19 protein-coding genes are annotated in these 19,004 nt (G+C 35.9%); 12 read left to right on the top strand and 7 right to left on the bottom strand.

Features of this window, described 5'->3' with window-relative positions:
• Window position 1 precedes the first annotated feature (1 nt).
• Complete coding sequence (locus tag QE422_RS04490; protein ID WP_307455428.1) at window positions 2-586, bottom strand: riboflavin synthase; 585 nt, start codon at window positions 584-586, stop codon at window positions 2-4.
• Window positions 587-635: 49 nt separating this feature from the next.
• Between QE422_RS04490 and pdxA the strand changes: the two genes are divergently transcribed.
• From pdxA to QE422_RS04430, 12 genes are all read left to right on the top strand, one after another.
• Window positions 636-1,727 (top strand): 4-hydroxythreonine-4-phosphate dehydrogenase PdxA, encoded by a 1,092-nt coding sequence (gene pdxA, locus QE422_RS04485; RefSeq protein WP_307455426.1) that lies wholly within the window; start codon window positions 636-638, stop codon window positions 1,725-1,727.
• 85 nt (window positions 1,728-1,812) lie between these two features.
• The gene (locus QE422_RS04480; protein ID WP_307455423.1) at window positions 1,813-2,358 is read left to right on the top strand and encodes a DUF177 domain-containing protein; all 546 of its coding nucleotides are present in this window, start codon (window positions 1,813-1,815) and stop codon (window positions 2,356-2,358) included.
• Between the two features lie 39 nt (window positions 2,359-2,397).
• Window positions 2,398-2,601, top strand: coding sequence for a 50S ribosomal protein L32 (gene rpmF / locus QE422_RS04475; RefSeq protein ID WP_007843326.1), 204 nt, complete (start codon window positions 2,398-2,400; stop codon window positions 2,599-2,601).
• A 127-nt stretch (window positions 2,602-2,728) separates the two neighbouring features.
• Window positions 2,729-3,214: an acetyl-CoA carboxylase biotin carboxyl carrier protein gene (gene accB, locus QE422_RS04470; RefSeq protein ID WP_307455420.1), complete on the top strand. Its 486-nt coding sequence runs from the start codon at window positions 2,729-2,731 to the stop codon at window positions 3,212-3,214.
• An 83-nt stretch (window positions 3,215-3,297) separates the two neighbouring features.
• On the top strand, window positions 3,298-4,653 hold the full coding sequence (accC, locus tag QE422_RS04465; protein WP_307455417.1) for an acetyl-CoA carboxylase biotin carboxylase subunit: 1,356 nt from the start codon (window positions 3,298-3,300) through the stop codon (window positions 4,651-4,653).
• 217 nt (window positions 4,654-4,870) lie between these two features.
• A complete protein-coding gene (gene rocD, locus QE422_RS04460) occupies window positions 4,871-6,121 on the top strand; it encodes an ornithine--oxo-acid transaminase (protein WP_307455416.1) in 1,251 nt (416 codons plus the stop codon).
• The gene (locus tag QE422_RS04455) at window positions 6,121-7,125 is read left to right on the top strand and encodes a glycosyltransferase family 9 protein (RefSeq protein ID WP_307455412.1); all 1,005 of its coding nucleotides are present in this window, start codon (window positions 6,121-6,123) and stop codon (window positions 7,123-7,125) included. Before rocD ends, QE422_RS04455 begins: the two co-directional genes overlap by 1 nt.
• A gap of 25 nt (window positions 7,126-7,150) precedes the next feature.
• Window positions 7,151-8,107, top strand: coding sequence for a hypothetical protein (locus QE422_RS04450; RefSeq protein WP_307455410.1), 957 nt, complete (start codon window positions 7,151-7,153; stop codon window positions 8,105-8,107).
• An 83-nt stretch (window positions 8,108-8,190) separates the two neighbouring features.
• Entirely contained in the window at window positions 8,191-9,183 is a 993-nt protein-coding gene (locus tag QE422_RS04445; protein WP_307455407.1) for a hypothetical protein, read from the top strand.
• A gap of 1 nt (window position 9,184) precedes the next feature.
• A complete protein-coding gene (locus QE422_RS04440; RefSeq protein WP_307455405.1) occupies window positions 9,185-10,462 on the top strand; it encodes a glycosyltransferase family 4 protein in 1,278 nt (425 codons plus the stop codon).
• 24 nt (window positions 10,463-10,486) lie between these two features.
• Complete coding sequence (locus QE422_RS04435) at window positions 10,487-11,734, top strand: glycosyltransferase family 4 protein (protein WP_307455402.1); 1,248 nt, start codon at window positions 10,487-10,489, stop codon at window positions 11,732-11,734.
• Window positions 11,735-12,895: a glycosyltransferase family 4 protein gene (locus tag QE422_RS04430; RefSeq protein ID WP_307455400.1), complete on the top strand. Its 1,161-nt coding sequence runs from the start codon at window positions 11,735-11,737 to the stop codon at window positions 12,893-12,895.
• Window positions 12,896-12,910: 15 nt separating this feature from the next.
• Here QE422_RS04430 and QE422_RS04425 read toward each other — a convergent pair whose 3' ends face one another.
• The 6 genes from QE422_RS04425 to QE422_RS04400 all read right to left on the bottom strand — a co-directional run bounded on the left by QE422_RS04425 (window position 12,911) and on the right by QE422_RS04400 (window position 19,004).
• On the bottom strand, window positions 12,911-14,137 hold the full coding sequence (locus QE422_RS04425; RefSeq protein ID WP_307455397.1) for a glycosyltransferase family 1 protein: 1,227 nt from the start codon (window positions 14,135-14,137) through the stop codon (window positions 12,911-12,913).
• 7 nt (window positions 14,138-14,144) lie between these two features.
• Window positions 14,145-14,798 carry a glycosyltransferase gene (locus QE422_RS04420; RefSeq protein ID WP_307455395.1) on the bottom strand — a complete coding sequence of 218 codons (654 nt, stop codon included), beginning with the start codon at window positions 14,796-14,798 and terminating at the stop codon, window positions 14,145-14,147.
• The gene (locus tag QE422_RS04415; protein WP_307455392.1) at window positions 14,798-15,976 is read right to left on the bottom strand and encodes a glycosyltransferase family 2 protein; all 1,179 of its coding nucleotides are present in this window, start codon (window positions 15,974-15,976) and stop codon (window positions 14,798-14,800) included. Before QE422_RS04415 ends, QE422_RS04420 begins: the two co-directional genes overlap by 1 nt.
• 11 nt (window positions 15,977-15,987) lie before the next feature.
• Window positions 15,988-16,332 carry a phosphomannose isomerase type II C-terminal cupin domain gene (locus tag QE422_RS04410; protein WP_307455389.1) on the bottom strand — a complete coding sequence of 115 codons (345 nt, stop codon included), beginning with the start codon at window positions 16,330-16,332 and terminating at the stop codon, window positions 15,988-15,990.
• A 396-nt stretch (window positions 16,333-16,728) separates the two neighbouring features.
• Entirely contained in the window at window positions 16,729-17,970 is a 1,242-nt protein-coding gene (locus tag QE422_RS04405; RefSeq protein WP_307455386.1) for a glycosyltransferase, read from the bottom strand.
• Window positions 17,970-19,004, bottom strand: a complete 1,035-nt coding sequence (locus QE422_RS04400) for a glycosyltransferase family A protein (protein ID WP_307455383.1) — start codon at window positions 19,002-19,004, stop codon at window positions 17,970-17,972. The genes QE422_RS04405 and QE422_RS04400 overlap by 1 nt, the downstream gene beginning before the upstream one ends.

The following is a 19,004-nucleotide window of genomic DNA, read 5'->3' as shown; positions in this document are numbered from 1 at the left end:
GCTACTTTTTAATTAACCTAGCAATATACTTACCAACTATATCAAATTCTAAATTAACTTTATCCCCGATTTTTAAATGTTTCATGTTGGTGAATTCCCAGGTGTAAGGAATAATGGCTACGGAAAATTGGGAATCTTCGCTTTTTGCAACAGTAAGGCTGATCCCGTTTACGGTAATGGAGCCCTGCGGAACTGTTACGAAGCTGCCATCATCTTCATACTGTATGGTAATAAAATAGCTGCCGCCTTTATTTTCTATGCTGAGAACTTCTCCTGTTTTATCAACGTGTCCCTGTACAATATGCCCGTCCAGTCTGCCATCCATTTTCATGCACCGTTCAAGGTTTACAACGGTTCCCGTTTCCCATTTCCCCAGGTTGGTTTTTTCCAGTGTTTCATTGATCGCCGTTACCACATATTGATCGCCTTCGGTTTTTACAACCGTTAAACAACAGCCGTTATGAGCCAGGCTCTGATCTATTTTCAATTCATCGGTAAAAGGACAGGTTAAAGTAAAATCGATATTGCTTCCGCTTTTTTCTATCTTCTCAATTATCCCCACTGCTTCAATAATTCCTGTGAACATATTATTTTTTGCTAAATTTGTAGTTTATTAATCTTCAAAGATAATCAAAATGAGCCCAAAAAACCATAAAGTAAGAGTAGGAATTTCAATAGGAGATTTCAACGGCATCGGTCCCGAAATCATTATGAAATCCCTGGCGGACAAAACCATCACGGATTTTTTTACGCCGGTAATTTTTGGTTCGGGAAAATTATTTACCTATCAGAAAAATATTTTTAAACTCAACCTGAATTTCAATTACATCAACGATGCTTCACAGGCACACGCGGGAAAACTGAATATGGTGAATCTGGTAAAAGAAAATTCTACGGTAGAATTAGGAACTCCGACAGAGGAATCCACCAAGATGGCTATAGATTCCCTGGAAGCGGCAACAGAAGCATTGCTCAAAGGTGAAATCGATGTTCTGGTTACGGCACCGATCAATAAAGATGAAATGGTGAAAATGGGCTTCAAGCATGCCGGGCATACAGGATACTTTGAAGAAAAGTTCAATAAAAAAGGACTGATGTTTCTGGTAACCGATGATCTTAAGGTAGCGGTTTCCACCCACCACATCCCTATTGCCCAGGTTGCAGAGAATATTTCCAAAGAAAAAATAAAGAAACAGATCCGGATGCTGAATCAGACACTGATTGAAGATTTCAGTATTACAAAGCCGAAGATTGCTGTTCTGGGACTGAATCCGCATGCCGGCGACGGAGGCGTCATCGGCAATGAGGAGCTTGAAATTATTTCCCCTGCCATTAAAGAACTTTCAGACAACGGGATCCTGGCTTTCGGACCTTTCCCTGCCGACAGCTTTTTCCAGCCGGGAAAATATAAAAGCTTCGATGCTGTTTTAGCCATGTATCACGATCAGGGGCTGGCTCCTTTCAAAACACTGGCTTACGAAGAGGGAGTTAATTACACGGCAGGACTGCCGTTCATCAGGACTTCGCCGGACCATGGGACCGCGTATGATATTGCAGGAAAAAACATTGCGGATCCTCAAAGTTTTACCGAAGCTATTTTTGCAGCCATCAAAATTTATAAGAATAGAAGCGAATACAACGATTTGATGACCAACCGACTGCAGCCTAGAAAAATGGCGGTAGACAATGGAATTGATGAAGATCTGCCAGAGGAAACTGAGGGCTAAATCTTTAATGGAGATTTTAAAATTAATTTGTTAGAAATTTTATTTGTTATTATAAAAAAATTGCATATTTTTGCACACTCATTTTATGGACAAGTTAAGAAACTACGACGTAAGCTTTTCCGGACTCAAAACCGGCAAGCACGAGTTCAGGTATGAGATAGATAAAGAGTTCTTTCAATTATTTGACACTGAACAGGAATTTACAAATCCTAACATTGCAGTGGATGTTTTACTGGATAAACACACTACATTTTTAGAATTTGAGATCAAAGTAAACGGGACGGTAGAATTGGTTTGTGATATTTCAAACGAAAATTTCGATCATCCGGTTGAAAACGAGATTAAGGTACTGGTAAAATTCGGTGAGGAATATGATGACAGCGAAGAAGATGTTATTACAATTCCAACGGCAGACCACGCCTTCAACATCGCCCAGCTGATTTACGAAAATGTGGCTCTTTCCATTCCGATGAAAAAGATATCGCCCAACGTAAGTGACGAAGATCTGGCAATCCTCGAAAAGTTCAGTCCAAAGGAAGATGACGAAGAGGAAGAACACGAAAGCGACCCGAGATGGGACGCCTTAAAAAATTTAAAGAATAAAAAATTAAATAGTTTAATGATGAGATGATGAATCTCATCGCTCATCAATTAAAAAAGTTATTACACAATGGCACATCCAAAGAGAAGACAGTCGTCTACAAGAAGAGATAAGAGAAGAACACACTACAAAGCAGTAGTTCCTCAATTGGCTAAAGATGCAACAACAGGAGAGCTTCACCTTTACCACAGAGCTCACTGGCATGAAGGAAAACTATACTACAGAGGAAAAGTAGTATTGGAAAAAGAAGTAGCGACTACCGAAGAAAACTAAGAGTCCGTTTTCGCCCGAAAACACTCATTTTAATACAAAAACCGCCCGATTTTGATAAAATTTGGCGGTTTTTTGTTGTTTTTTATGTTTTTTTGGTATCTTTGGTGCAAAATCAAATATCAATTTTATGGACATTAAAGACATACAAAATCTTATCAAGTTTGTATCCAAGGCAGAAGTTTCTGAGGTAAAATACAAGACTAAAGATTTCGAAATCACTATTAAAACTCCATTAGCGGGAAGCGAAGTTGCTTATGCACAGCCTGCGGTTTACCACACGGCACCTCAGCAGATGGCGGCGGCTCCTGCACCTGCTGCAACCCCGGCAGCGGCTCCTGCACAAAATACGGAAGCGGCATCTGACGACAGCAAATATGTAACGATTAAATCTCCAATGATCGGTACGTTCTACAGAAAACCATCTCCGGATAAAGATGTTTTTGTAAATGTAGGTGATGAAGTTTCCAACGGAAAAGTAGTTTGTGTTATCGAAGCCATGAAGCTATTCAACCAGATTGAATCTGAAGTAAGCGGAAAAATCGTTAAGATTTTGGTGGATGATGCAACTCCGGTAGAATACGACCAACCATTATTCTTAGTAGATCCATCTTAATGATGATTGATGAATGATAATTGACAATTGATCGAGCGGTCAGTTTCAAATTCTCAAATTTTCAAATTTCAAAGTATATTAAGATGTTCAAAAAAATATTAATTGCCAATCGTGGCGAAATTGCAATGCGTATTTTACGTACTTGTAAAGAAATGGGGATCAAAACCGTTGCGGTTTACTCAACTGCGGACAAGGACAGCCTTCATGTAAGGTTTGCTGACGAAGCCGTTTGTATCGGTCCTGCAATGAGTAAAGATTCTTATCTGAAAATCCCTAACATTATTGCTGCTGCTGAAATTACCAATGCAGATGCGATCCACCCGGGTTACGGATTCCTTTCTGAAAATTCCAATTTCTCCAGAATATGCCAGAAGAACGGTATTAAATTTATCGGTGCTACTCCTGAGCAGATCGAAAAAATGGGAGACAAAGCCAATGCTAAAGCAACGATGAAAGCGGCAGGCGTGCCTTGTGTTCCAGGATCTGACGGTTTGATCGAATCTTATGAGATCGCGGCTAAAACAGCTGAGGAGATCGGTTATCCGGTAATGATCAAAGCCACTGCCGGAGGAGGCGGAAAAGGAATGAGAGCGGTATGGAAGGCAGAAGACCTGAAAGACCATTGGGAATCTGCCATTCAGGAAGCGGTAGCCGCTTTCGGAAATGGTGGAATGTACATGGAAAAACTGATTGAAGAGCCAAGACATATCGAGATCCAGGTTGCCGGAGACCAATTCGGTAAAGCCTGTCACCTTTCTGAAAGAGACTGCTCTGTACAGAGAAGAAACCAGAAGTTGACGGAAGAAACCCCTTCTCCGTTCATGACGGACGAACTTCGTGAGAAAATGGGTGATGCCGCAGTGAAAGCAGCAGAATTCATCGGATATGAAGGGGTGGGAACCATTGAATTCCTGGTAGACAAGCACAGAAATTTCTATTTCATGGAGATGAATACCCGAATCCAGGTAGAGCACCCGATTACCGAGCAGGTAATCGATTATGACCTGATCAGAGAACAGATCTTATTGGCTGCGGGAACGCCGATTTCCGGAATCAACCACTACCCTAAGCTTCACTCAATCGAGTGCAGGATCAACGCAGAAGATCCGTACATGGATTTCAGACCGTCTCCGGGAAAAATCACAGGATTAAATATTCCTGGCGGACACGGGGTAAGAGTAGATACGCACGTTTATTCAGGATATACGATCCCTTCCAATTACGACTCTATGATCGCTAAGCTGATCACTACCGCTCAAACGCGTGAGGAAGCAATTGCCAAAATGAGAAGAGCTCTGGAGGAATTCTATATTGAAGGAGTGAAAACAACGATTCCTTTCCACAGACAACTGATGGACCATGAAGATTATCTTGCAGGAAACTACACGACGAAATTCATGGAAGATTTTGTAATGGAAAGAAAATACGATAATCATTAAGATTATTTTTCCAATATAATTAAACTGCTCTTTTGTAAGAGCAGTTTTTTTCATTTAAAAAAGATATTACACCTTCAACTTGCAATCTGTTTCAGTAATATTTTCTGATCCTTCCTATAATACTTTCAAAAAGTACTTTATTCAAATAAATTTCCAGTGGATTTCCGTTTTTATTCATGTCATTTATATTGTTTAAATTTGCGGAAAACCTAAATTTATGTCAACAGCAGAAACAGTAAAAGATTCATCCTATTTTATTGACCTTGAAGATAAGCACGGTGCCCATAACTATCACCCGCTTCCTGTAGTTCTGGACCGCGGAGAAGGCGTTTTTGTGTGGGATGTGGAAGGCAAAAAATATTATGATTTCCTTTCGGCTTATTCTGCTGTAAACCAAGGCCATTCTCATCCGAAAATTGTAGAAGCACTGATAACACAGGCTCAGAAACTAGCGCTGACCTCAAGAGCGTTTTATAATTCAAAGCTGGGCGAGTACGAGCAGAAGATCACTACCCTGTTCGGTTTTGATAAAGTTTTACCGATGAATTCAGGAGCTGAAGCTGTGGAGACTGCTGTAAAATTGGCCAGAAAATGGAGCTATGAAGTAAAAGGAATTGCAGAAAATGCTGCAAAAATTGTCGTATGTGAGAATAATTTCCATGGAAGAACCACCACCATTGTTTCTTTCTCCAATGATCCGGACGCCAATCAGAACTACGGACCTTTCACACCGGGATTTATAAAAATTCCTTATAATGATCTGACTGCCTTGGAAGAAGTTTTAAGCAGAGAATCAGAAAATATTGCTGCATTTCTCGTAGAACCGATTCAGGGAGAAGCAGGCGTTTATGTTCCGAATGACGGTTTTCTGAAAAACGCTTCCAAACTCTGTAAAAAGTATAATGTTCTTTTTATTGCTGATGAAGTGCAAACCGGAATTGCCAGAACAGGAAGGCTGATTGCTTGTCATCATGAAGACGTACAGCCCAATATCTTAATTTTAGGAAAAGCACTTTCCGGAGGAATGTATCCTGTTTCGGCAGTCTTGGCCGATAATGAAATCATGAACGTTATTAAACCTGGACAGCATGGTTCCACATTCGGAGGAAATCCGATTGCCTGCGCCGTAGCCGTAGCCGCACTGGATGTTGTGGAGGACGAGAAGCTTTCTGAAAGAGCAGAAGAATTAGGGAAATTATTCCGATCCGAAATCGAAAAACTGATTGAAAAAACAGATCTCATCACTAAAGTAAGAGGAAAAGGATTACTGAATGCCATTCTCATTAACGATACCCCTGACAGTTCTACCGCCTGGAACATTTGCCTGCAACTGAAAGAAAACGGATTGCTGGCCAAGCCTACGCATGGAAATATCATCCGCCTGGCTCCGCCATTGGTCATTACCGAAGAACAGCTAATGGATTGTGTGGGGATTATTGAGAAGACAGTGCTGGAATACAAAAATTAATGAAGATTTTAATTATACAGAAAAAATTCATGGGAGACGTACTTGTCACAAGTACGATCCTGCCTCTGCTAAAAGAAAAATATCTGGATGCGGAAATAAGTTTTCTGCTCGAAGAAAAATATGCCCAAATTTTAATTGGGAACCCTTATATCCATCAGGTTATCTTTTTTAAGGATAGCCTGAAGGGTACTTTATCTGAAATCAGGTCTGAAAAATTTGATCTGGTTATTGACCTTTATTCAAAACTTGAGACGGCGCTGATCACTTATTTTTCTGGTGCGAATAAGCGGATCGGATTCTTTAAAAAGTATACTCAGTTTTTTTACAATTATCCTGTAAAAAGAACTAACCAGGTAAAATCTAAGAATACGACATTAGGTATCGAACACCGGCTATTGCTATTAGAACCTTTAGGCATCCCATTTCAGGAGGCTTTTCCAAAAGTTTATCTGACGGATGAGGAAATACGGAATGCCCATGAAGTTTTAGCAAAATCAGGCTTATCTGAAAATGATCCGTTAATCATGATCAGCACTTTCGGAAGTTCGGAGGAGAAAACCTATCCCCTAGCATATATGGCGGAACTGCTGAATTATATTGCTTCTTATAAGCCTGCTTCAAAGATCCTGTGCAATTATCTTCCTTCGCAGAAACACCTTTTTGAAGAACTGCTGACTCTTATATCCGCAGAAACAAAGAAATTGGTGGTACAGGATTTTGACACTAAAGATTTACGCCAATTTGCAGCCGTTACCCGTTTATGTAAATGCCTTATAGGAAATGAAGGCGGGGCGACCAATGTAAGCAAAGCATTGGGCATCCCTACTTTCACCATTTTCTCCCCACATATCCAGTTGTCTGACTGGGCCTGGAGCAGCCGGCCGGACGTAGACCGCTTCCTGCATGTTGCAGATTTTGTAGAAGGTGCAAAGGGCTATCCTGATTTTAAACCTTTTTTTTTAAAAGATAAGCTCGAAAAATTTTTAGAAAAAACATTGGTGTAATCACGGTAAAAAACTCAAAACAGAAATGACAGAAAACAAAAAACTTATTCTTCTTATTACTTACGATAACTGGGGTTATAATCAATATATCGCCGATGCACTTGAGAAAAAATCATACGAGGTAAAACATATTAATTTCCACAGTTTCAGATATAAATATCCGAGTTTCCGTCATAAGGCCCTTAATTTTTTTACTAAGAATTTAGGAATTTCTAATCTTAAGCATATCCATTATAATGAGATTATCCTCAATGAACTCAAAGATATCCAATCTATCGACACAGCTATCTATATAAAAGCCGACTTTTTATCGCCAGCCACCATACAGGCCATTAACAAAAAATCGCGTAAATCGGTTTTCATCATCAGCGATTCTATTAACCGGTATCCAAAAACTAAAAAAATCCTTTCCCTTTTTGATAAGGTTTTTTCTTTTGAGAAGAAAGACTGCGAAAAATACCATCTGAATTTCAAAACGAACTTCATTTATAAAGCTATCGATCGCGTGCCTTCGACATACAAATATAAAGTATTCAATATCAGCTCATACGACAAACGATTCCCTGTTTTAGAGAAGATTGCGAAGGCGCTTTACCGAATGAAAATTAACAGCAAAATCATTGTTTTTAAACCTAAAAGAAACAGCGAACCTTATTTGGAGTTTACAAACTCACCCCTGTCCATTTCGGAAATCAATACTTATATGGAAGAATCCGAAATTATGCTTGATGTTAGCAGAACCGGACAGCAGGGGTTAAGTTTCCGGGTTTTTGAAAGCATGGGATTAAAAAAGAAATTAATAACAACGAATACAAACATTGTAACCTATGATTTTTATAATCCTGAAAACATTTTTGTCATAACAGACCTCAACAATATTCACATCCCCGAATCCTTTTTTAATACCCCCTACGTGGAGGTTCCGAAAAATATTTTCGATAAATACCTGATTGATAACTGGGTTGATGAATTGATTGATTAATAAATTGTAATTTTGAAAATTAAATGGTATTATAGCATTACTAACTGACAAAAATTTTCAAATTCAATTATTTAAAGCCTCTTATGATCTCCTATAAAAATACTTCCTCTATCATCATATTCTGTCCTCCGAGAAAAGTTACAGGTGGTCCGGAAGCATTACATCAGCTTTCTAATAAGCTTTATGAGCTGAATTACGAAAATGTATTTATGCATTACGTTCCCCAAAGAAGCAATGCCAAAGCAAAAAATTACGGTGTTTACAAAACCCATGAAATAAACTCATTTGAAGATAGCCCGGAAAATATCCTGATTATTCCGGAATCCATGACCTTCCTTATTAAAAAATATCCTAAAAGTCAAAAAGTCATTTGGTGGCTGAGTGTGGATTTTTATAATATTTTAATGGATTACAGAATAAGGAAACAAAGCTTTTTCACAAAATTATTCTATCAACAAAAAGATAGGGAATACTATTTTGAGCCACTTCCCAATGTCTTCCAATGGGCACAGTCTTTCCGGTCTAGTCTTTATTTAAAGGATCATGGCATTCCTGAAAGCCAGATCGATTTTGTGTGTGATTACATCAACCCTTTGTTTGTGGAAAGCAAACAACCTATTGTAAAAGATCTGAGCAATAAAACGATATTATATAACCCGAAAAAAGGGAAAAAAGAAATTTCAGCACTTATTCAGGCTTCTCCTGAACTGCAATGGGTCCCTATTCAAAATATGAATGCTGTCCAGATAAAGGATCTGATGGCAAAATCTCTGTTGTATGTAGATTTTGGTGAGAATCCTGGGAGAGACAAAATGCTGAGAGAATCCGTATCCCAAGACTGCTGTATTATTTCCGGGAGAAATGGCTCTTCCGCTTACTATGAAGACCTGATGATTCCTGATGAATATAAATTTGATTTCAGCGAAGATCGGATTCCTGAAATTATCAGCAAAATAAAAACCGTTCTGGAAAACTACCCACAACATATTCCCCATTTTAAAGTTTATAAAGAGATGGTATTAGGGGAAGAAGCGCTATTTGAAAGAAAATTAAAAGAAATTTTTAAAATTAATTGATATGAGTGACAATAAAGAGATATTTGGAGTAAATATGTCTGGCTTTTTTAATGCAGAAATCGGATTTGGGGAAGCGATCCGCAATAATCTGAATGCGCTTAAAAAAGTAGGGGTTCCTGCAAAACCAATTAATTTTAACCAAAATGTTAGAAACCGTCTCAATGATACATCGGTAAGTTTTGAGGATAATATCAATAATTATCCTGTAAATATTGTTCATTTAAATATCGATGCTATCCTAAGTTTCGTTCAGGAAAAATCAACAGATTATTTTCAGGGGAAATACAATATTGGCTATTGGGCATGGGAAATGGAAGAGTTTCCGGATGTGTATGCAGAATATTTTAAATTCTATGATGAAATATGGACTTGCTCGAGGTACTGTCTTGATTCGATGTCGTTAAAAGCGCCCATTCCTGTGGTGAATATTCCTCATCCGATTGATATTAAACAGGAGGATATAGATGCTGATTTTGAAACGGGACTGTCCGATGACTGTTTTAATTTTTTATTTGTTTTCGATTATAACAGTTTAATTGAAAGAAAGAATCCAATAGGTTTAATTGACGCTTATGAAAAGGCTTTTGGACTTCACAATGAAAAGGTAAAACTCATCCTGAAAACTTCCCTATCCAATCAGCACGGAAAAGCGAAGAAAAAGGTAATAGAAAGAATTGGAAGCAACAAAAGCATTATCTATAAAGAAGAGATGCTTCGCAGACCTGAATTATTGGCGTTGATGAACAAAGCAGATTGCTATATTTCTCTTCACCGTTCAGAAGGTTTCGGCCTTACAATAGCAGAGGCAATGGCTCTTGGAAAGCCTGTGATTACCACAGGGTATTCCGGGAATCTGGATTTTACACATATCAATAATTCCTTTTTAGTTAAATATAAAATGCTTAAGCATGAAGTGGATTTAAGTGTTTTGCCAAAAAATAATTACTGGTCTGATCCTGATACGGATCACGCTGCCGAACTCATGAAATTCGTATTCGAAAATCAGGAGTATGCTGCAGAGATCGGGCAAAAGGCAAAGGCGGATATTCAGACGTACTTTTCATTAGAAGCTATAGGCAACCGGATGAAGACCCGGCTTGATATCATTAAAAATAAAATCCTGACGGAGAGAGATGATTTTGAAGCACAAAATAACCTGCTGAAAATTATAAGTGAAAATAAGATTTTAGAAAAGCGGGTAAAATATCTGGAAAAAGGACTTTATAATAAAGCCAGAAAAAAGGTAAACGAAATTCTAAAGAAAATAAAAGGCAGATAAACAGGCTTCATCAACATTTAATATATGAAAGATAAGATTGCCATAGTTGTCCAAAGATATGGTTTGGAGATCAACGGAGGAGCGGAACTGCATGCAAAACTGCTGGCCGAGAAACTTTCCTTATATCATGAAGTGGAAGTCCTTACAACGTGTGCAATAGAATATGAATTCTGGAATAATCATTATTCAGAAGGAACAGAAAATATTAACGGGATTAAAGTAAGGCGTTTTGAAACCCTGAAAAAGGATCTGCGAAGGTTTAATAAACTTAGCAAAATAGTCAGAAATATTCATAAGTACACTAATCGGAAATTCAGCCTTCTAAACTTTGCTTATTTGTTATACAAAAGAAGAAAGTATAATAAGAAGTTTTTTAATTTCAACGAATGGCTGGAAGTACAAGGACCTTTTTCTAGAAATTTAATTAATTTTATCAAAGAGGAAAAAGAGAATTATAAAGCTTTTATTTTTTTTACCTATTTATATCATCCTACTAATGTAGGTATTAAAGAAGTAGCTAAGAAAAGTATCCTGATTCCAACAGCACATGATGAACCCCAATTTTACCTTGATGGTTATAAAACGTTGTTCTCTCTACCTAAATTCATCATCTATAATACCCAAACCGAAAAAGATCTTGTTGAGAAAGTCTATCCACAGACAAAAAACATAAATTCGGAAATTGCAGGGATCGGTTTTGACGATTACGATACTTCTACAGGCAAATTGCCGGAATATCTTTCTACCGGAAAATACTTTGTTTACATCGGAAGAATTGTAGAGGACAAAGGTTGTGTGATGATGATTGAGTATTTTAGAAACTTTAAAAAAAATTATCCCGAACACCAGGATATCAAACTGGTGCTGGCCGGTAAAAACGCTTTAGACCCAGAAATAACCCAAGGAGAGGATATTATTCTTGCAGGATTTGTGGATCATCATCTGAAAAATGCACTGCTAAGTAATGCAGCCGCACTTATCATGCCCTCCTTCTATGAAAGCCTCTCTTTAATCACATTAGAAGCAATGCTGCTGAAAGTTCCTGTGATTGTAAATAAGAACTGTAATGTCCTATACTCGCATGTAGAAAAAAGCAAAACCGGAAAAAGCTTTGCGAACAGTAATGAATTTTCGCAATCCCTTATTTCTTATCTCACTCAATCCCCGGATGAATCTGCAGCTGAAAGAACCAGAGCAAAAAACTATGTTCTGGAAAACTACTCTTGGGATTCCGTTCTCAATACATTCAATTCAGCTATAAAAACGTTATAAATGTCAAAAAAAATTTTATTTTTTTTTCCCGAAAATCCATTCTCCAACAGAGCAGGAAATGTAACGCGGGCAAAAACCACACTTACCATTTTAAAAAAGCTGGGACATCGTATTGATCTGGTGGGGGTAGAAGACATTTATCGTGAACAAAAAGACTCTACTGCCGTTGATACCAATATTGTCGATAATTTATTTTTAATCCGTCAGAGACCACCTAAGAATAAAACATCTTTCGATTATTGGCAACATAAGTTTTCCAAAATGTATCAAAAGCCTAATGAATATAATGTTGCACTGACCGCTTTTGCAAAAAAAGAGTTTGTTAATTTATTTCTTGCCAAAAAGTATGATGCTGTTGTTATTAATTACGAATTCTGGACGGGTCTAATTGAGCATGCAGCTATGAAAAATACGCTAAAGATTATAGATACCCACGACTGGATTACATTGAACGAATTTTATAAAAATAAAAAACTGGATATAGGAAAGCGTTTCAATGAAGAAATCAACAATCTTTCGAAGTTTGACAAAATTATTACAATTTCTGAAGACGAAAACACTGTATTTAAAAGATTTTTAGAAAATAAAGTCATCAACATTCCACCTTCTTTTATTTCTCATTTTAACCATCATTTGGATAAAAAGTATGATTTAATTTTTGTTGGCTCTGAAAATTATTTCAATATCCAATCTATGCAATGGTTTTTCAAAAACGTATATCATCTTTTACCCGAAAATATTAATATAATCATTATTGGAAGAATATGTAAACATCTTGAAAAAAGGAAGAATGTTACATTAATAGAGTTTGCAGAAAGTTTAGAACAATACTATCATCAATCCAAAATTGCCATTTGCCCAATGCTTGAGGGGACGGGCATCAAAATAAAAGTCATTGAAGCCCTTTCTTATGGACTTCCTGTTGTGGGAACAGAAAGAGCTATTGACGGTTTTTCTTCGAAAACGAAAAATGGATGTCTGATAGGCAATTCGCCTGAAGTATTCAGAGATAATATATTATCGTTATTGCAAAACGAAGAATATTATGTGAAAATGAGCCATGAAGTAAAAGAATATTTTATTGATCATTTTTCAGAAGAAAAGGCTATTGAAAAATGGAGAAACATCATAATCTCATCAATAACCCAGACAGTAAGTTAACAATATTCCCAGTTATTATCTGATTTCCAGGATTTTTTTATAGATTTCAACCTGTCTTTCTGCACTCAGTTGCCATGAAAATTTTTCGGACTGCTCTAACCCCTTTTCAGAATAATACATTCTAAAACTCTCATCCTGATATAAACGCAGCATTGTCTCATACAAAGCCTTTTCATCATGAGGATCCAGCATAATCCCTCCATTCTCCACAACTTCCGGCAATGAAGAAGTATTGGATGTAACCGTAGGGACACCACACTGCATAGCTTCCAGCGGTGGTAATCCAAATCCTTCATATAGTGACATATAATAGAAAGAATGTGCATTACTGTATAGACTAGCCAAATCCTCATCAGGAATTTTCCCAATAAAAACAATCTTGTCCTTCAGTTCTTCCGCACTTTCATACTCATTAAAAATTTTATCAAAATTCCATCCCTTTGCTCCTACCAATACCAGGCTCATATCTGAAATTTCATTTTCTCTAATCAGTTTTAAAAAGGTTCTTATGACATGATCAATATTTTTTCTTGGCTCCAAAGTACCCAGACTTAAAAAATACTTATCAGGAAGATTATATTTATTCGTGATATTAGTAAGTTTTTTTTTATTCCGGCAAACATAAAAAAGTTCTTTTGAGGCGGCTAAATGATTTACAAAAACATGATCCGGATTAAGATAAGGGGCATACGCCAACAAATCTTTTTTGGTACTTTCAGATACACAGACAGCAAAACCATCTGTACCAATACTTTTAACAATTTCCTTTATGAGTTCTGCCGTAAAATGCAGATCAGGGAATAAGATGGGGATGAGATCATGAATAGTAATTACCTTTTTTAAATGTGAATATTTCTTTACATCATTGTGGATGGGATAATAAAAAGAATGAAATATTCCAGCTTCTTCAAATAACATCTTATAATGAATATTTCTATAATTATAAATTCCTATCTGTTTATATAAATATTTGAAAAGCTTTTCTTTGCGGAAGGGAAGAAATGTTCTTCTCTTTCTATTGTTTACCGCTTGAATCTCTACATGATTATTAATAAAAAAATCATCTAATTCCTGAACAGATGTTTCTCCATTAAAAAAAGCTAAGTGGGAATAAAACGTTTTAATATCTTTATTCTCGCTCAATTTTTTAAATAGTTCGAAGGTTACTCTGAAAATACCGGTTCGGTTATCTTTATAGAAATCAGCAATTACATCTGCATCTAGAATGACTTTGTTATTCATAAGCTCATTATTGAATGGTGTCGTAAAATGAATTTTGCTGCTCTTGTCTTTGTATTTCTTTTATATGCAGAAGACACATAGAAAAATCAGAAATAGGCAACGCTATTTTTTGTTGATAATTGCAAAGTTTCTCATGCACTTTATTTTCCCATTTTATCCCTTGATTTAACTTAAATATACGATCCTGCGCATCAGGGAAATTAATGTATCCGTCTTTATTAAGACTCCAATTCCATTTTTTTATATGTTCGTTGGTTATTCCGTTCACAATATTAATCCTTGGAACCATAAAAACATCATATTTATTCTTTTTGAACAGAAAAAATTTTATTTTATTTATTAATGATGCTTTGGGTATTTCGTCCGCATCGATCTGAAAAAGATAGTCTTTGGATGCGGTTTTTATCAAATTATTTTTAAAAGTGGCAAAATCACCGTTGAGCTTTGCTTCTACCCGTATAATTTTATCTCTATATGTATCGAGAATCTTGGATACCCTTTCGTCTTTATTAGTCGTGTCCTGCAGTACGATAACTTCATCTTTTTTACTAACTAATGGTAATAAAACCTCCAGTAGTTTAGTGATTTCTTCGGCTTCATTATTAACAGTAATACCGTATGAAATCGTAGGCAAAGGTAATAAATCTCTTAATATTTTCATTAAAACAGTTCTTTATAGATAAGTAACTTTTCCTTTCTCGGAGCTTCTTTAAAGAAGATTAGCGGTCTATAAGGCTTGAATACTTTTAAGAATAACTTTTGAAAAACAGAGGGATTAATATATTTACTTTTGTTTTCAAAAATAATATGAGATATGTTCTCTATCATATTCATTGTTTTCTGATTAGCTGCCTTACCATTAAGATGTATGATGACATCGTGCTTCTGAAGTTGAGAAATTGGTTTTATCCGTTCCCGCAAATCATATTTGGTATTTACCTGCTCTTTTACAATATAATCATCAAACGGAAAATCGACATAAATTGTATTTGCGAAATGCTCTAGTCTGTATAAGGTATCTAAATTTCCGTTTTTTACTATTATCCCGATATCATATTTTACAGGCAGTACTGGACCATTACTTACGCCCCATTTTCTTATAAAATTTCTTTGGGATTTTAGCTCAATGGTTTTTGTTTTATTTTCATACTCTTCGGAAAATCTTGATGTTTTACTCACAAAATGATATACAAGTGCACGATGCAGCTGCATTGTTTTCAACCCCAATAATCTCAGACGAATAATTAAATCATCATCTTCACAAAACATGGGATTAAAAAGATTATCCAAGCCTCCGATTTCAAGCAGCACCTTTCTTCGGACACATAAAAAAAATGAAGTATGAGCCGTTTCACTCACAGCTTCTTCTCTTTCAGAAATATATGTTTTTTCAAAATCGAAAAATTGCTGAAAATCAAACGAATGAATATCATCTCCAAAACCATGGGTTTCTTTCCAGTCGCGGAAGTCGCCTGTAAAGATTGGAGGTTCAATAACCTTGTAAAAATTAAGTTCATTTTCAACCATATCTCTGGATAAATTTTCTAAAAAAAAATTTCCTAAGACCATATCATTATGAAGGAAACATATATTTTTTTTAGTAGCAATCTCTGCTGCTTTATTATATGTATCAGATAATGTTTTGGATTCTTCAGAATAAAAATATTTCAGAAAAGAATCATCCAGCTGATCCAGCCATTGATGAGTACCGTCTGTACTACCATAGCTTACAAAAACAATTTCTACCTCAGGATATATACTTCTCACATGGCGATAAAAGAATCGAGTATATTCTAAGTTATTTTTTAATCCTATTAAAAAAGAAATATCATTTTGCATATAACATCACTCTACGCTCTATCATACTCATCATCAATTCTTACAATATCTTCCTCTCCAAAATAAGTTCCGGTCTGCACTTCAATGAAAACAACAGGTTTATCAGAAAGATTCATCATTCTATGTTTTGCCCCAAGTGGAATGAAAATACTTTCGCCATAAGCTAATTTAATTTCTTTACCATCTAGAACTACAGTAGCATCCCCCTCAATAATAGTCCACTGCTCCTGTCTTTTGTGGTGATATTGGTAAGATAATTTCTGTCCCGGATTTACTTCAATTCTTTTTAATTTGTAATTCGGCTCATCTGCCAAAACAAAATACTTGCCCCATGGTCTTTCTCCAATTTCTAACATTTTCTAAGGTTTAGAATTACAAAAGTAAATTAATTTCCACGATAAAAGGTGAATAAAAAGGTATTTTAAATATTGAAAGTGAAAACAATGACCTTATAAAACAGAAATGAAGTTTCACGAGGATGCATCATTTTTTATTAAATGTATTTTGCGGAGTTAATTGGCCGGATATGTATTAAAAAACAATCCTCTCATTGATCCACTTATCTTCTTCAGAAGTTGGTAATGATCTGCATTATAGAAATGATCTTTTAACAGCTATTCCAGTATAAATAAATATTAATTATATAATTAGCACCTTTGAGAAGCCTAAGGATTTTTTTAACGGTCTTCAACCATTATTACCACATTAGCGAAGTTTGAAAAGATTTATAATCAGAATTGAAAATTTAACTATCAATTGGTCATTTGTCCTAAAAAAAATGCCCAACAAGCAATTACGGACTCAGGAGTAAATTTTTTCATTTTTGTATGGCCATTTTTACCCATTATTGAACGAAGCTCAGAATTCTGGATTAGCCTTTCGAGATAAACAGCCAATTCGTCATTATCTATTGCGAGAAAGCCATTCAGGCTATGATCTATCAGCTCATTAACACCTGAACAATTAGAAAGCCCTAATACTGGTAAACCTGACGACATTGCTTCTGTAAGAGCTAAAGGAAAACCTTCATATTTACTTGGGAAAATAAAGATATCGGAATCTTTCAGCTTTGAGACAGGATCATCTGTAAAGCCGTTTAAAAATATCTTATCATCAAGGTCGAGCGTCTTTATTCTATCATTTAAAAAATTAAAATCGTCACCCTCTCCCCAAAAATGCAGTTCCCACTCAGGATACTTTTTTGAAACAGCCGCAAAAGCCTCAATGGCAAGCAGCTGTTGCTTACAGTGGTTGGCCAAAGAGGCAACATTAATAATCTTATATTTATGTTTTGAGCCCTTGTGTTCTACAATCTCATCATTACCGAATTGGGGAACCGGATTTGGGATCACACTCATTTTTCCCTGGAAGGTCTGTGGAAGGAAATCCCGGTAGCTTTCAAATAAAATCTGAATTCCGGCAAGACTTTTATATGCATTTCTTAACAAATCCATTTCAAAAGGACTGCGGTATCCAAGAATATCCGAATAATCGTAATCCGGCCTTCCATTTACTGAATTAACAATAGGAATGCGGTATTTATTTTCAAAAGTAATTTCCAATACTGAGCTAACAGACATGGTAATAATAATATCCGGCTGTTGTAATTCTATATAACTTTTCCATGCCTGTGCCCGATTTCTGAGATTATCTTTAAACAGTCCTTCAGCCCCACCCATTCTTTTCAGAATCTCTTTATTGGCCTTTTTAGCTATTTTTTTTTTGATTTTATATTTAATCCATTTTATAGGGCTATAACCTTTATAATTGAAAAGAGGCTTCAGTTCTGTTTGATGAATTTTATCAGAAAAAATATTGGTTATTTTTACTCCGGTATTTAGAGGGAAAACAGGTTTGCCGTCAATATTTTGACACGTTGCTATTTCTACCTCATGTCCAACATTATAAAAACCATTGGCTAAAAAAGTACAGATTTTCTCTGTTCCGCCAGATCCATTCAGAAAATTAAGATGCTGAATTAAAAGAATTTTCATTAGGAATACTTTATATTTATTTCTTTCCGTAGCTCACGGCGGATTTTACTAAGAGGGATAAGTCTTGCAAACAGTAATCTTATTTTCCTGTTCAATACTTTATTTTTCAAGTATTTCTTATATTTCTCGTTAAATTCAAAAGAACTACTGGTATGGATGAAGTGCATGAATGGCAAACTTAATTTAGCATAATCCTCTTTTCTCAGATGAGGAATAACATATTCATCAACAAAATTTCTGATAATGTTAAATAATCTTTGTTTCTGCTCTTCAGTAAAAGGTGTATTAAGATATCTGAGTCCAAAAGGTTCATGCTCTACAAATAATGCCAAATGAGAAGCATGAGTTTTGTATAAATCGTACTTGGCATAAAAGCTTTTTAAAATTTCAAGCCAAATCGGAATTTGCTGAATAATTTTTTCTGTGTTTTCATTAATTTTCAGATTATTCTGATTTTCGTGCGACCTGTAGTAGTAAAGTCCATGACGGTTCATCCCAATTCTATCTGTAAGAGCTATCAAACGGTGTGAAAACAATCCATCTTCACAGGGTTGAATATTTTCAGGAAAACGGATATCTTGATATTTTCTTAAAAATTCTATGCGTACAAACTGGGCACAGGTAGGCAACGCTGAGACATTTGGCAACATCCGACAATAATGGTTTCCCACTATAATAAAATCACTATTCTGCTCTTTTGCACATTCATACGATGTTTCAATAAATAGCTGATCGATCGTATCATCAGAGTCCATAAAAAACACATACTCTCCTTTTGCATGGGAAAGCCCCAAGTTTCTGGCCACAGAAACCCCTGCATTTTTCTGAGAGAAATATTTAATTCTGCTATCTCTTTTTTTATATTCCTCACATATTTCAGGAGAACGATCAATACTTCCGTCATTTATTAAAATAAGCTCAAAATCCGTTAAAGTTTGATTAAGAACACTTTCAATGGTTTCAGAAAGAAATTTCTCAACATTATATACAGGTATAACAACAGATACAACCACTTGATTCTTCTCAGGAGCCAT

The organism is Chryseobacterium sp. SORGH_AS_0447, assembly GCF_030818695.1.
Classification (GTDB): Bacteria; Bacteroidota; Bacteroidia; order Flavobacteriales; family Weeksellaceae; genus Chryseobacterium.
The sequence above is the reverse complement of the archived record's forward strand: the minus strand, read 5'-3'. Positions and strand labels throughout refer to the sequence as shown.

Coding starts and splice junctions, on each gene's coding strand:
- QE422_RS04490 (WP_307455428.1), bottom strand. CDS start 586: ATGTTCACAGGAATTATTGAAGCAGTGGGGATAATTGAGAAGATAGAA.
- pdxA (WP_307455426.1), top strand. CDS start 636: ATGAGCCCAAAAAACCATAAAGTAAGAGTAGGAATTTCAATAGGAGAT.
- QE422_RS04480 (WP_307455423.1), top strand. CDS start 1,813: ATGGACAAGTTAAGAAACTACGACGTAAGCTTTTCCGGACTCAAAACC.
- rpmF (WP_007843326.1), top strand. CDS start 2,398: ATGGCACATCCAAAGAGAAGACAGTCGTCTACAAGAAGAGATAAGAGA.
- accB (WP_307455420.1), top strand. CDS start 2,729: ATGGACATTAAAGACATACAAAATCTTATCAAGTTTGTATCCAAGGCA.
- accC (WP_307455417.1), top strand. CDS start 3,298: ATGTTCAAAAAAATATTAATTGCCAATCGTGGCGAAATTGCAATGCGT.
- rocD (WP_307455416.1), top strand. CDS start 4,871: ATGTCAACAGCAGAAACAGTAAAAGATTCATCCTATTTTATTGACCTT.
- QE422_RS04455 (WP_307455412.1), top strand. CDS start 6,121: ATGAAGATTTTAATTATACAGAAAAAATTCATGGGAGACGTACTTGTC.
- QE422_RS04450 (WP_307455410.1), top strand. CDS start 7,151: ATGACAGAAAACAAAAAACTTATTCTTCTTATTACTTACGATAACTGG.
- QE422_RS04445 (WP_307455407.1), top strand. CDS start 8,191: ATGATCTCCTATAAAAATACTTCCTCTATCATCATATTCTGTCCTCCG.
- QE422_RS04440 (WP_307455405.1), top strand. CDS start 9,185: ATGAGTGACAATAAAGAGATATTTGGAGTAAATATGTCTGGCTTTTTT.
- QE422_RS04435 (WP_307455402.1), top strand. CDS start 10,487: ATGAAAGATAAGATTGCCATAGTTGTCCAAAGATATGGTTTGGAGATC.
- QE422_RS04430 (WP_307455400.1), top strand. CDS start 11,735: ATGTCAAAAAAAATTTTATTTTTTTTTCCCGAAAATCCATTCTCCAAC.
- QE422_RS04425 (WP_307455397.1), bottom strand. CDS start 14,137: ATGAATAACAAAGTCATTCTAGATGCAGATGTAATTGCTGATTTCTAT.
- QE422_RS04420 (WP_307455395.1), bottom strand. CDS start 14,798: ATGAAAATATTAAGAGATTTATTACCTTTGCCTACGATTTCATACGGT.
- QE422_RS04415 (WP_307455392.1), bottom strand. CDS start 15,976: ATGCAAAATGATATTTCTTTTTTAATAGGATTAAAAAATAACTTAGAA.
- QE422_RS04410 (WP_307455389.1), bottom strand. CDS start 16,332: ATGTTAGAAATTGGAGAAAGACCATGGGGCAAGTATTTTGTTTTGGCA.
- QE422_RS04405 (WP_307455386.1), bottom strand. CDS start 17,970: ATGAAAATTCTTTTAATTCAGCATCTTAATTTTCTGAATGGATCTGGC.
- QE422_RS04400 (WP_307455383.1), bottom strand. CDS start 19,004: ATGGCTCCTGAGAAGAATCAAGTGGTTGTATCTGTTGTTATACCTGTA.